The sequence below is a fragment of the Streptococcus sp. OMI870 genome (assembly GCF_047460295.1).
Taxonomy (GTDB): domain Bacteria; phylum Bacillota; class Bacilli; order Lactobacillales; family Streptococcaceae; genus Streptococcus.
Map to the genome: position 1 here is coordinate 169,613 of NZ_JASHGM010000002.1, position 13,390 is coordinate 183,002.

General features: G+C 44.2%; 9 protein-coding genes. 2 read left to right on the forward strand and 7 right to left on the reverse strand.

The window, feature by feature from the left end; genetic code table 11:
* Nucleotides 1–149: 149 nt before the first annotated feature.
* Nucleotides 150–602: a universal stress protein gene (locus tag QM968_RS04940; protein ID WP_009731572.1), complete on the forward strand. Its 453-nt coding sequence runs from the start codon at nucleotides 150–152 to the stop codon at nucleotides 600–602.
* Nucleotides 603–789: 187 nt separating this feature from the next.
* Here the strand turns inward: QM968_RS04940 and QM968_RS04945 are convergent, their stop codons facing one another.
* Nucleotides 790–2,190, reverse strand: coding sequence for a Cof-type HAD-IIB family hydrolase (locus tag QM968_RS04945; RefSeq protein WP_414325987.1), 1,401 nt, complete (start codon nucleotides 2,188–2,190; stop codon nucleotides 790–792).
* Nucleotides 2,191–2,252: 62 nt separating this feature from the next.
* Between QM968_RS04945 and QM968_RS04950 the strand changes: the two genes are divergently transcribed.
* On the forward strand, nucleotides 2,253–3,215 hold the full coding sequence (locus tag QM968_RS04950) for an asparaginase (RefSeq protein WP_414325988.1): 963 nt from the start codon (nucleotides 2,253–2,255) through the stop codon (nucleotides 3,213–3,215).
* A 759-nt stretch (nucleotides 3,216–3,974) separates the two neighbouring features.
* Here the strand turns inward: QM968_RS04950 and recG are convergent.
* The 6 genes from recG to QM968_RS04980 all read right to left on the reverse strand — a co-directional run bounded on the left by recG (nucleotide 3,975) and on the right by QM968_RS04980 (nucleotide 13,221).
* Entirely contained in the window at nucleotides 3,975–5,990 is a 2,016-nt protein-coding gene (recG, locus tag QM968_RS04955; RefSeq protein WP_414382718.1) for an ATP-dependent DNA helicase RecG, read from the reverse strand.
* Nucleotides 5,991–6,050: 60 nt separating this feature from the next.
* Nucleotides 6,051–7,163, reverse strand: a complete 1,113-nt coding sequence (gene alr, locus QM968_RS04960) for an alanine racemase (protein ID WP_414382720.1) — start codon at nucleotides 7,161–7,163, stop codon at nucleotides 6,051–6,053.
* Nucleotides 7,150–7,515, reverse strand: coding sequence for a holo-ACP synthase (gene acpS / locus QM968_RS04965; protein ID WP_414325991.1), 366 nt, complete (start codon nucleotides 7,513–7,515; stop codon nucleotides 7,150–7,152). Before acpS ends, alr begins: the two co-directional genes overlap by 14 nt.
* An 86-nt stretch (nucleotides 7,516–7,601) precedes the next feature.
* Nucleotides 7,602–8,630 (reverse strand): 3-deoxy-7-phosphoheptulonate synthase, encoded by a 1,029-nt coding sequence (locus QM968_RS04970; RefSeq protein ID WP_414382723.1) that lies wholly within the window; start codon nucleotides 8,628–8,630, stop codon nucleotides 7,602–7,604.
* 52 nt (nucleotides 8,631–8,682) lie between these two features.
* Complete coding sequence (secA, locus tag QM968_RS04975; protein WP_414382725.1) at nucleotides 8,683–11,202, reverse strand: preprotein translocase subunit SecA; 2,520 nt, start codon at nucleotides 11,200–11,202, stop codon at nucleotides 8,683–8,685.
* Nucleotides 11,203–11,376: 174 nt separating this feature from the next.
* The gene (locus tag QM968_RS04980; RefSeq protein ID WP_414382728.1) at nucleotides 11,377–13,221 is read right to left on the reverse strand and encodes an APC family permease; all 1,845 of its coding nucleotides are present in this window, start codon (nucleotides 13,219–13,221) and stop codon (nucleotides 11,377–11,379) included.
* Nucleotides 13,222–13,390: the final 169 nt, after the last annotated feature.

The following is a 13,390-nucleotide window of genomic DNA, read 5'->3' on the forward strand; positions in this document are numbered from 1 at the left end:
TGAGGACTTTAAAAATTCCTCAGAAATAAGATAGAAAAAGATAGACTTTACCTTTACATTCCAGCTAAAAAGAGATAAAATATAAGTGTATAGGGAATGGAAGCACCTTCTATTCTATCCATGTTTTCAAGCTATCAGGAGGTAGGATTATGTCTCAAAAATATGAAAACATTATGGTCGCTGTCGACGGCTCTCATGAAGCAGAATTGGCATTTGAAAAAGGGGTCAATGTTTCTCTTCGTAATGGCTCTAAATTGACCATTGTTCACGTCATCGATACCCGTGCCCTGCAAAGCGTCTCAACTTTTGATGCTGAAGTGTATGAAGAATTGCAAGAAGAAGCCAAGGAGTTGCTCAAAGGCTACAAGGAACGTGCCGAAAAAGTCGGCGTTCAAAATATTGCGACTGTTGTAGAAATGGGAAATCCAAAGGTCCTCTTGGCCAATGATATCCCAAGTAAAGAAGGGGTTGACCTCATAATGGTCGGGGCTACCGGACTCAATGCATTCGAACGTCTCATGGTCGGTTCCTCCTCAGAATACATCCTTCGCCATGCTAAAGTAGACTTACTAGTGGTGCGTGATAAAGATAAAACCATGTAAGAAACAAAAGAGGCTGGGACAAAAGTCCTAGCCTCTCAATTATTTTTGGATTGTCGAGCAAGACGCAGTGGTTGAGTGGCCTCTACTACGCTGATTTCATCAGCTTTTACAGCCCTACTCAACTGTGCGGAGGTGGGACGACGAAATCGAATTCTAACGAATGACCGATTTCTGTCCCACTCTCTTTTTAGTTTTCTTTTGTTACTTCTTTTGGTTTTGCGTGTTTTTCGTAAGCTTTCAGTTGGCGATCCAGCTCTTTTTTGATGGCAGGTTCCGGGGCGTATTTTTCTTCCCAATCATCTGGCTTCAGAATTTTGTGGGTTACTGGATCAAAGTGTGCCTTTCCATCTGGGAAAATCTTCCCCATATTGGCACGGTGAACAATCTCAAAAACCTCTTCCGGATCGACCCCCATTAAGACGAAGCTACCATAAGTCAGATAGAGCGTATCGATCAAGGCATCGACCTGTCCCACCATGGAGATCTCAGCCGGATGCTTGTTTCGAACCTTCTCCGCCGCCTTGTCCAAGGCTTCATGAAGAGCGGCTAAGGAGTGATCAAATTCTTCTTCGTTCGAGCTAGCTGCTCGGACAAATTCCACCAGCTCTTCCTGCTTGAACATGGTCCGGTAGAGGGCATCTTGAGACTGCCAAACAACCGGTTTTTCCTGGGTTTTCCCATCCATCACGCCATGGAAAGTTTTGACCTTATTGAAGTGATCATCCTTAGAAAGAAAGAGTTCTTTCTCTGAGAGAATACCAAAGTGTTGCAGGGCTTTTTGGATACCATCCTTACTATTACTGGTCGTGGTATGCTTGGCAATCGCTTTGACACTAGTCGTCCCATTCCCCATCGCAATCGACAAACCTACGCCTGAAAGCATCTCTAAGTCATTATCCGAATCTCCAAAAGCCATGACTTCATCAATGTTAAAGCCAAATTCCTGACCAACGATACGAATTCCTTCCAGTTTGGAAATTCCTGGGTTGAGGACGTCTGCTGCAAAGGGGCTGGAGCGTGTAAATTTCAGATGCGGAAACTCTTTTTCAATTTTTGCAGTCTCTTCTGAACTGGATAAAATCAATACCTGGTAGATGGGTTCCTGCGCTAGTGCATAGAGGGTTTCCTGATCTTGTGGAACCACTTTACTGACCACTTTATTAAAGCCTCGACTAACGGTACGGGCCATCTTGCGGGGTACAAAGCGACTGGACCAAGTCGAAATAGGACTCATCCCAAAACTCATAATACGAGAACCACATACACCATCTTTGGTTCCTAGAGCAATTTCCTTACGGTGCTCCTGAGCATAGTCAATCAGCTGGTGCAGACTCTTTTTGTCGATTGGACTGGTAAATAATACGCGGTCCTTGGTTACTATATACTGGCCATTATAGGTCACCGCAAAATCAAAGCCATAGCGCTCCATGAAAGGTTTAACAAAAGCTGGACCTCGACCCGTTGCAAGTCCAACATAAATTCCTTCCTCTTTTAAAGATTGGATAGCTTTTTCGGTCGATTTGAGGACTGCTCGACTGTCATTCACCAAGGTCCCATCGATATCAAAAAAGACTGCTTTTATTTCCATGTCTACTGTTTCTTTCTTTTTATGATAAAATAAATTATATCACATATTCCAAGGAGCTTCACATGTTTAAGAAAATTTTAGCACTACATACCGGAGGGACCATTTCCATGGCAGCAGATGACTCCGGAGCAGTGATCACCAATGAAGTTAATCCCATGACCCAAGTTACTTCTCCAATTGAAGGAATGGAAGTCACTTCTGAGGATATCTTCAATCTACCAAGTCCACAAATGACACCGCATCACATGTTAGCTCTATACCAAAGAATCAAAGAGGCAGCCAGCCACTTCGATGGGATCGTCATTACACACGGGACAGATACGCTAGAAGAAACAGCTTATTTTTTGGATACCATGGAGTTACCAGACATCTCCGTGGTGATTACTGGAGCCATGCGAAGCTCCAACGAACTAGGAAGCGACGGTGTCTATAATTTCTTAACAGCCCTCCGAGTGGCTGCCGATCCAAAAGCACGTGATAAGGGGGTCTTAGTCGTCATGAATGACGAAATTCATGCGGCCAAGTACGTTACCAAAACCCACACCACCAATGTCGGCACCTTCCAGACACCAACTCATGGCCCACTCGGTTTGGTCATGAAAAAGGAAATCCTCTTCTTTAAAACAGCTGAGCCACGAGTGCGCTTCGATCTCGATAAAATCGAAGGTTTCGTTCCCATTATCACTACTTATGCTGGGATGAAAACCGATCTGTTAGATCTACTGGATTGCTCAAAAATCGATGGTCTCATTATTGAAGCCTTTGGAGCAGGAAACATCCCTAAAGAAACAGCCATTAAACTCCAAGAATTTATAGACGCCGGACTTCCAATCGCTTTAGTATCCCGTTGCTTCAACGGAATTGCAGAACCCGTGTATGCATATGAAGGCGGTGGCGTTCAACTCCATCAAACAGGTATCTTTTTCATCAAAGAATTAAATGCCCCCAAAGCTCGCCTTAAGCTCCTCATCGCCCTCAATGCTGGCTTAAAAGGACAAGAACTCAAAGAATATATAGAAGGGTAGCATAAGATACAAAGCCCGTAAAATGCCAAGTGAAAATAGGAAATTGTCGCCGGGAGCGAAGCTCACAAGAAAATTTATCTTTTTCACACAGCATTTAGGGCGTGTTCAATTAACAAGATACAAAGGGCATAGCGGATACAGTCAAAATAGGGAGTAGGACAGAAGCGATACTTTGGCGGACTCTTCGTCGTCCTACCCCCACAAGGCTGATTAGGATTCTTCCAAGCTCATAAAGCAAGAGAAGAATCCAATCAGCTACTGCGTCTTGAAGTTAGTACTAATATAGTTGGCGTTTTATCACACAGTATTTAGCCCGTGTTCAATTACTAAGATACAAAGGGCGTGGCGGATACAGTCAAAATAGGGAATTCGACGCAGAATCATCAGATTCTAGGAGGATTCATCTTTTTGACACAATCCGCAGCCCGTGTTCAATTCGTGTAACGAGGCTGCGCAAAATTGTCAGCCTTTGATGTTTGATAGAAATAACAGTATGACGCTATGGTTGATTGGCATCTTTGTTCGCTTTTTAAGCTCCAAAAATGGCCTAATCAACTTTGCGGGGGTGGGAAAACGAACTCTTTTTAACTAATCGGAGTTCTTTCCCACTCCCTACACGACTCATTAACTCCTCAGGTGGATGGTATCGATCCACCTTCGTCCTGTCGCATTTCATCAAGATCCAAAACCTATAAAATGCAATCTTAAAAGTGAGTAGAGTGAAAACAACACATTTCCACTCTACTCACTTTTTATGATCTAATCTAAATGTTCTTGCTTCTCCAGATACAGTGAGAGCAAATGCCAGTCTGGGTGTTCTCGCCAATTTGGCGTCGTTACAATCTGGCTGGCGACTTTCCGCGCTTCTTCAAGAATTGGATAATCTTCTACTAAATCGGCTACTTGAAATTCTGGAATCCCCGATTGACGGGTACCAAAGATTTCACCTGAACCACGCATTTGCAAATCTTCCTCAGCAAGGACAAACCCGTTTGTCGTCTCTGTCATGATTTTCATGCGCTGTTTGCCACTATCCGTCTTAGGATTCGCAACCAGGATAGCATAGGATTGCTTATTTCCCCGACCGACCCGGCCTCGAAGCTGATGGAGTTGACTAAGGCCAAAACGATCCGCATCCATAATGACCATAACGGTTGCATTGGGCACATTGACCCCCACTTCAATAACGGTCGTTGACACCAAAACATCGATTTGGTGCTCTTTAAAGGCCTGCATGATGGTCTCTTTTTCTTCACTTTTCATCTTCCCGTGAAGAAGAGAAACACGTGCCCGCTGACCAAAGAAGGCCTCTAGCTCCGCTTGTAGAGCAAGAGCGTTTTTCAGATCTAGGGCTTCTGATTCCTCGATTAAGGGAGAGATAAAGTAGGCTTGAGAACCTTTCGCAAGCTCTTTCACCAACCAGTCGAGGACCACTTCTAACTGCTCATGCTTGACCCAACGTGTGATGATTTCCTTACGTCCAGCTGGCATTTGATCAATGATCGACACATCCATATCTCCGAAGGCTGTAATGGCCAAAGTCCGAGGAATAGGGGTAGCCGTCATCATTAAGACATCTGGATTTTGTCCTTTTTCTCGAAGGATCCGGCGCTGAGTAACCCCAAAACGGTGCTGCTCATCAATAATGACCAATCCTAGATCTTGGTAGTGAACCCCTTCTTGGATCAAGGCATGCGTTCCCACAATTAGTTGAGCTTGTCCTGAGGCGATCTCTTCTAAGACTTCTCGTTTCTCGGCTGCCTTTAATCCTCCTGTTAGAAGAGCAACCGGTAGATCAGGGAAGAGATTTTCCAAACTTTCTTTATGCTGCTCTGCTAGAATCTCTGTCGGAACCATCAAGGCAGCTTGCTTCCCAGCACTTAAGGCTGCATACATGGCAAGACCGGCCACGACTGTCTTCCCGCTTCCCACATCCCCTTGAAGCAGACGGTTCATATGGTAAGGAGAGGCCATATCTGTCAAGATTTCATTTAAGCTGTTTTCTTGGGCTTGTGTCAGCTCAAAAGGGAGCTGTTTTTTTCGTTCCGTCATTTTTTCTGGATCCCAGGCCAAGGAAATCCCTTGGCTAGCATCATGATTTTCTTCTTTTAGCACTTGGAGTTGTAGCTGGAAAAAGAGAAGTTCTTCAAACTTCACCCGTCGAAGGGCTTGTTTGTACTCCGCCAAATCCCTTGGAAAATGCATAGCTTGCACAGCTTGGGAACGAGATAAGAGTTGGTAACGATCCCGCAAGGCCTGGGGTAAATTTTCTTCTAAAAGCTGATCCAAGCCCTGATTAAATGCTATTTTGATCAACTTTACCAAGCTATTTTGGCTGATTCCTTGCATCACCCGATAAACCGGCTGCAAATCATCTTCCACCTGAGCCAGAAGTTTCATCCCTGTCAAACTGCCTTTGGCCTTATCCCATTTGCCAAAAATCGCAACCGTCTGCTGAACCTCGATTTTGTCTGCTAAATAGGGTTGGTTAAAAAAATTAACCGCAATGACTTGGTCTCCCTGTTTGATTGAAAAACGCAAGCGATTTCGTTTGTAGCCATAATATTGGACATTAGCTGGTGTTGCTACCACCCCAGAGATGACGGCTTTTTCCCCATCTTCTAATTCTAAAACATTGCGCGTTTTAAAATCTTCATAGCGAAAGGGGAAGTACAAAAGCAAATCCTCTAGGGTTTCAATCCCTAATTTTTTAAATTTTTCCGCCGATTTTGGGCCGACTCCAGGCAGTACGGATAAGGGTTGGTGTAAATTCATCGCTCCTCCTTTCATTTATAAAAAAGCAGGCCCTACCGGGAAAGTCCCACCTGCTTTTTCTTATTGCTGACCTGTGTATTCACGCGGAATCCGGTCACTTAAGAGACAGACTACTTCGTAATTAATCGTGCCACGGTAGTCCGCAACTTCTGTCGCGGTGATTTCCTTCTCACCATCTCGTCCAATCAGGGTAACTCTAGTCCCCAAAGGCATTTCTTCGGGAAGGCGAATCGTCACCTGGTCCATCGAAACCCGGCCAACAATGGGGCAAAACTCACCCTTGATCAGCACATGGAAATTTTGCATCTCTCTGATCCAACCATCCGCATAACCTATAGGAAGCGTTCCAATCCATTGGGTTTCTTCCGTTGTGTAGGTTGCCCCATATCCGATATCTTGACCAGCTTCTAACTGTTTGACATGGACTAATTCCGTCATCAAAGTCAAGGCTGGTTTTATTTCATAAGGCAAAGCTAGGACAGAACCGCTCGGATTCAAGCCATACATGACATCTCCCAGACGTACAGCTGTGAAAATCGTATCCACATGCCACAAAGAGGTGGCAGAATTACTAGCATGAACAATGGGAGGAAGGGTTTCAAGACTAGCTAGTACGTCTTTGAAAAAGCCGTACTGCTCTTGAAATTTCCGATCATCTGCTTCATCTGCTGTTGCAAAATGGGTAAAGATCCCTTCGATTTCAGCTCCAGCTGCCAAAAGAAGTCGTTCAGCCTCTTTGATATCTTCGATTCTTCGGAATCCAATGCGACCCATTCCAGAATCCACCTTGATATGGACCTTCAATCCTGAAAGATCTGCTTCCTCTCTAAGCAATTGCTCCAACCAAGCAAGACTAGCTACCGTTAAGCGGATATCATACTCTTTGGCCAAATAGACTGTTTCGCTTGGTACAACTCCCAAAATCAAAATGGGTTCTTGCAAACCTTCTTGACGGATTTCTAAAGCTTCATCCAGATTGGAGACACAAAAACCATCCACTTGCGCGGCTAACTTCTTCGTCACTGCAACCACCCCATGACCATAAGCATTGGCTTTCACCACTGCGTATTTCAAGGTTTGGCTTGGAATATGATCACTGACTTGGCGAACATTAAAGGCAATGGCATCCAAATCGACTCTTGCAACAGTTGGTCTATGTTTACTTGCTTTCATCTACTTCCTCCAAAATGACACTGGTTGACACCAAGTCTCCCTTGTGACTGATCGAAACCCATACCTTTCCAGAAAATGGAGACTTGGAAAAATAGGGAGCTCCTTGGGCATTATTTAAAATTTCTAACTCTTGAAAACTAACTGGTCCAATCCCCGTTCCCATTGCCTTTGAAAAGGCTTCTTTAGCAGACCATCGGCCCGTTAAATATTCCATTTTCCGTTTTCCAGACAACTCCTCAAAACGCTCTTGCTCACTCTTGGTTAAGACTTTTTCTGCAAATCGTGCATTCTTTTGATAGGCTTTTTCAATCGCAGTGATCGATTCAATATCGATCCCATGTCCTTTGATCATCTTGTTTCATCCTTATATATTGTTTCAGTATCTGTTGGCTGACAACAGATAAGGGGCAAAAGAATCACTCCTTCCGCCCCTGCCTTTTACTTATTCATCGTTGCAATTTCTTTGACCAAGGCCTGTGTTTTTTCCCAACCTAGGCAAGGGTCTGTGATCGATTGACCATAAACCACTGGTTCATTTTGACGACCATCTTCTAGGTAGGATTCAATCATGAAACCACGAACTAAGGCTGCTAAATCCTTGTTCCAAGCACGATTCATCATGGTTTCTTTCACGATCCGTACTTGCTCTTCGAATTGCTTTCCAGAATTGTCATGGTTCGTATCCACCAAGATAAATGGATGTTGCAAGCCCATTTCACTATAGCGCTTCGCTGCAGCTAGCAAATCTTCATAATGGTAATTTGGAATATTCTTACCAGTTGCATCCAAGCCTCCGCGAAGGATCGCATGGGCCAAAGGATTTCCTGATGTTTCCACTGCTTGGGCATTGAACAAGAAATTTTGTGGATGTTGCGCCGCATAAATTGCATTAAACATGACAGAAAGATTTCCTGATGTTGGATTCTTCATGCCTGTTGGAGCAGAGATCCCACTAGATACAAAGCGGTGCTCCTGATCTTCGACTGAGCGCGCTCCAATCGCGTGGTAGGAGATCAAATCTTCGACATAAGGAAGACTGCCTGGGTAAAGCAATTCGTCCGCAGTCGTTAAACCAGTTTCTGTAATCACACGATAGTGAAGATGCCGAACAGCTTTTAAACCATCGACAAAGCTTGGTGCGGCCTGTGTATCTGGTTGGTGCATCAAGCCTTTGTAACCATCCCCATTGGTCCGAGGTTTAGCCGTATAGACCCGCATGACGATAAAAATCTGATCTTTCACTTGCTCTTGCAAGTCTGCCAAGCGACGGGCATACTCCATCACCGCTTCTTCATTATCAGAAGAACAAGGCCCAATCACAAGAAGGATCCGTTGGTCTTCTCCTTTGATAATCGCCTCCAACTCCCGGTCACGCACTTCTTTACGCTCCAAGGCTGGACCTTCCAAACGGTAAAGCGATGTGATTTCTTTCTCATCAATCTTATTGCTCTTCCTAACGAATACCATACGGCCTCCTTTTGGTCTCTAGACCCTACCTTTCCTCCTTTAAGAGGAAACCTTAACCTTTACGTCCGTGACAGTTTTTAAACTTCTTACCGGAACCACAAGGGCACAAATCATTGCGTTTCACTTGTGACAAATCAATTTCTGCTGGAATATCTTGTTGTTGGGCTGCAATATTGCGAGTAGCAGTTGTTGAAATGCTGTGTTCTGTACGTGGACGTTCTTGTTCGTGAATTTGGGCTTTCATCATGAGACGAGTCACGTCAAATTCAATCGATCCAATCATGTCATTAAACATACGGAAACTTTCTGATTGGTATTCTACTACTGGGTTATTTTGCGCATACCCACGGAGCCCAACGGCATTTCGCAATTGATCCAAAGCATCGATGTGGTCTGTCCACTTGCTGTCCACCACTCGAAGGATCAATACTTTTTGGAACTCTTGCACAGACTCTTCGTCACGCAATTTCGCTACTTGACTGGAATAGATTTCTTCTGCTCGTCCATACAAGTAATCGATAACTTCCTTGTCAGATTTTCCTTCAATATCGCTTTCAGAAATCGTATCTTCTGGAACCAAATTGTATTTGGCAAAGTTCAGAATCGCTTCAACGCGTTCTTCCTTACTTGAGTGGCTAGCACCTTCGACAATCCGTTTGATGGTCCGTTTAATCATAGCCATGATTTCAGGAGCCAAGTCGCGGTTAGCTGTGATCACATCATAGCGCTCTGCATAGATGATCTCCCGTTGTTCCCGCATCACGTCGTCGTATTGAAGGACTTGTTTACGAGTATCGTAGTTATTTCCTTCAACCCGTTTTTGCGCTCCCTCTACTTGGCGGGTAAACATGTTTGAACGAATAACCGATTCTTCTTCACTCAACTTGAAGCGGTCGAGCACTGCTTTGATCCGTTCTGAGCCGAAACGACGCATCAACTCATCTTCAAGAGACAAGTAGAATTGAGATTCACCTGGATCCCCTTGACGCCCTGAACGTCCACGCAACTGGTTATCGATCCGACGACTTTCGTGACGCTCTGTTCCGATGACACAAAGTCCACCAAGTTCGCGAACCCCTTCACCGAGCTTGATATCGGTACCACGTCCAGCCATGTTGGTCGCGATGGTAACGGCACCACGTTGACCAGCGTTCATGATGATTTGCGCTTCTTTGTAGTGGTTTTTCGCATTCAACACTTCGTGAGGAACACCTGCTTGAACCAACAATTGAGAAAGGTAATCACTGGTTTCAACGGCAACAGTACCAACAAGGACTGGTTGCCCTTTTTCGTGACGAGATTTCACATCTTCCACAACAGCCTTGAATTTTGATTTCAAGCTTGGGTAGAGAAGGTCTGGATGGTCAATACGGGCAATCGGACGGTTGGTTGGAATAGGAATCACGCGGATGTTGTAAATTTCGCGGAATTCTTCTTCTTCAGTTTTCCCTGTCCCTGTCATCCCTGACAACTTCTTATACATACGGAAGAGGTTTTGGTAGGTAATCGATGCAGAGGTTTTGGTTTCTTCTTGAACTGGTACACCTTCTTTGGCCTCGATCGCTTGGTGGAGACCATCAGAATAGCGACGGCCTTCCATGGTACGACCTGTAAATTGGTCGACGATCAAGATTTCTTGATCTTCGCTGACCACATAGTCGATATCCAAAATCATGATGTAGTTGGCACGAAGGGCGTTGTCAATAAAGTGGGTCAAGGCTACGTTTTCAATATCATACAAGTTTTCAAGATTAAAGTAGCTTTCCGCCTTATCAATCCCTGAATCTGACAAACCAATGGTTTTAGATGGTACATCGATAATGTAATCATCCTCTGTCAAGCTCTTCACATAAGCATCTGCCATGTGATAGAGTTGGCTTGTATCAGAAGCTGTCTGCCCAGAAACGATCAGCGGTGTTCGAGCTTCGTCGATCAAGATCGAGTCTACCTCATCGACCAAGGCATAGTTCAATGGACGTTGAACCATGTTTTCAGCACGAACAACCATGTTATCACGAAGATAGTCAAACCCGATCTCTGAGTTAGTCGAGTAGGTAATATCACAGAGGTAAGCTTCTTTTTTCTCAGCTGGAGATTTTGCTGCCAGGTTGATCCCTACTGAAAGGCCAAGCCATGAGTAAAGTTCTCCCATCTCTGTCGCATCCCGCTCTGTCAGGTATTCATTGACGGTAACAACGTGTACCCCTTTACCAGACAAGGCATTCAAGTATACAGGCATGGTCGCTGTCAAAGTCTTCCCTTCCCCTGTACGCATCTCTGGAACGTCACCATGGTGAAGGACGATCCCCCCCATGACCTGAACCTTATATGGGAACAAACCAAGTACCCGTTTTGCCCCTTCACGAACAACTGCAAAAGCCTCGTACAAGAGATCATCCAAAGACTCACCATCTTGATAGCGTTGCTTAAACTCAACTGTTTTTGCCTTTAATTCGTCATCCGTCAAAGCTGCCATTTGGTCCTCATAAGAAAAGACCTTATCAGCCATTTTTTCAAGACGTTTGATTTCGCCTCGATCATTTTCAATAATTGTTTTTAATAAATTTGCCATTTTTTTCCTTACTTTGAAACTTCAAAAATCTAAAATGTTCTTTTTATTCTAGCATTTTTTTAACATTTTTTCAAGATCAAGGCTGTTTCTTACAAGACTTTTGAATGGATTTTTTCAACTTCAAAAAAACAAAAAAATGCCTGCTCGAGCAAACATCTTTTCTTTAGGCGATAGTTATTCAGATAAATGGTAAGAATAGCTTGCCACAACCACTTCTTCATGCCAACGAAGTGCGTACTTCAATTTCAAACTCATTTGGTTGTGGAGAATATTTTGCCAATGTTTTTTAGGGATGAATTGAGGGACTAAGACTGTGACAGTATTCCCTTTTTCCTTAGCTTCCTCAGCTACTTTAGAGACAAATTCAACTGTTGGTTGAATAATATCCCGATAGCTCGTCATGACATTTTCAAAGCGAATATGAGGGAAATAGTGCTTAAATTCTTCTGCCACCTCTGCATCTTTAACCTTGGTTTCTTCTGTTGAGACGTGCATAGCTATGACGTCATTTCCTAGGCTATTGGCATAACTCATAGCTCCCACACTTACCTGAGTGACATTTCCGACAAGGACGATCACGGTATTGCCCGCATAACTTGTCTTTTCGATCTTACCTCCCAAGCGCAATTGAGCCGCAACTTTATCATAGTGATTGCGGATACTCAAGAACATCCAAAGCAAAAGACCAATAATAGGGAAGAAGGGCCAGATTTCACGCAGACGGAACAGCAAGAGGATCAAGACAATACCATAACAGATAGCTGCCCCGAGGATATTGGCAAGCGAAAACTTGAGAAATCCTTTTTGATATTGGTGTTTCCAGTGGATAACCATCCCTGTTTGAGAAAGGGCAAATGGAATGAAGACCCCAATGGTATAAAGCGGAATCAAGCTTTCTGTTTGCCCATCAAAGATCAAGAGCAAGACGATGGCACCAATGGCCAAGGTCAAAATCCCATTGGAATAGCCCAGACGATCCCCTTTTTCCATATACATGTGTGGCATGTATTTGTTTTTAGCCATGTTAAAGGCCAACATTGGAAAGGCTGAGAACCCCGTATTCGCCGCAACTGCCAGGATCAATGCTGTTGATAATTGGAAAACGTAGAAGAAGGCTTGTCCGACCGGAGAATTTCCTAAGATAGCTTGGGCCATTTGAGCTAGAGTTGTTACCCCTTTTGCTGGTACGACACCCACCCAGTAATTGAGGAAGGTAATCCCTGCAAACATAATCCCCAAAATCAAAGCCATGATGGTCAAGGTAGAGGCTGCATTCTTTGCTTTTGGTTTCTTAAAGAAAGGAACCGAATTGGAGATGGCTTCAACCCCTGTTAGTGAAGCTGATCCACTCGTAAAGGCCCGCAATAAGAGAATGACACTAACCCCTGAAATGGTTTGACCCACATGAGCAGTCGCGTTATAGGCCAAATGCCCTGTCAAAATTTGGATCACACCATAGCCGATCAAGGCAATCGTACTAACAATGAACAGGTAGACTGGAATCATCAAGGAAGTAGCTGATTCACGCAGCCCCCGTAAGTTCATCAGCATCAAGAGCAAGACCAACAAAATGGAAATGTGCAGATTATAAGGATGAAGAGAGGGAATCGCTGACGTGATAGCATCTGCACCGGAAGAAACAGATACTGCTACCGTCAGCATGTAGTCGACCAAGAGACTGCCACCAGCGATCAACCCCGCTTTGGGTGACAAGTTCTCCGTAGTCACCATGTAGGCCCCTCCCCCTTGAGGATAGGCATGAATGACCTGGCGATAAGAAATCGTTAAACTGGCTAGGAGAACCAGAACCACAATCCCAATTGGAATGGACCACCAAATGGCTCCTGCTGATACCGTCATCAAGACCAGGATAACTTGCTCTGGACCATAGGCAATAGAAGAAAGTGCGTCACTAGAGAGCATGGCCAAGGCCTGCATTTTCCCCAGCAATCCTCCTTCACCTTCTGCACCAGATTTCAACGGACGGCCAATAAACCATTTTTTCAATGTTGAAAACATAAAAAACTCCTTGAAAAAAAGATCATGAGGCCGGGAATTCCCTGCCTCTTTTTCATAAAACAGGGGTTATTCTACTCCTTTTTTTTAAGACTGTCAACCGAAATTGTGAAAGTTTCATAAAATTTTCATTCTTTCCTTCCACCTCCCATAGATAGGACAGTTTCTTTTC

What these genes read in the sequence shown, in the direction of transcription:
- QM968_RS04940 (WP_009731572.1), top strand. Translation starts at nt 150, where the DNA reads ATGTCTCAAAAATATGAAAACATTATGGTCGCTGTCGACGGCTCTCAT.
- QM968_RS04945 (WP_414325987.1), bottom strand. Translation starts at nt 2,190, where the DNA reads ATGGAAATAAAAGCAGTCTTTTTTGATATCGATGGGACCTTGGTGAAT.
- QM968_RS04950 (WP_414325988.1), top strand. Translation starts at nt 2,253, where the DNA reads ATGTTTAAGAAAATTTTAGCACTACATACCGGAGGGACCATTTCCATG.
- recG (WP_414382718.1), bottom strand. Translation starts at nt 5,990, where the DNA reads ATGAATTTACACCAACCCTTATCCGTACTGCCTGGAGTCGGCCCAAAA.
- alr (WP_414382720.1), bottom strand. Translation starts at nt 7,163, where the DNA reads ATGAAAGCAAGTAAACATAGACCAACTGTTGCAAGAGTCGATTTGGAT.
- acpS (WP_414325991.1), bottom strand. Translation starts at nt 7,515, where the DNA reads ATGATCAAAGGACATGGGATCGATATTGAATCGATCACTGCGATTGAA.
- QM968_RS04970 (WP_414382723.1), bottom strand. Translation starts at nt 8,630, where the DNA reads ATGGTATTCGTTAGGAAGAGCAATAAGATTGATGAGAAAGAAATCACA.
- secA (WP_414382725.1), bottom strand. Translation starts at nt 11,202, where the DNA reads ATGGCAAATTTATTAAAAACAATTATTGAAAATGATCGAGGCGAAATC.
- QM968_RS04980 (WP_414382728.1), bottom strand. Translation starts at nt 13,221, where the DNA reads ATGTTTTCAACATTGAAAAAATGGTTTATTGGCCGTCCGTTGAAATCT.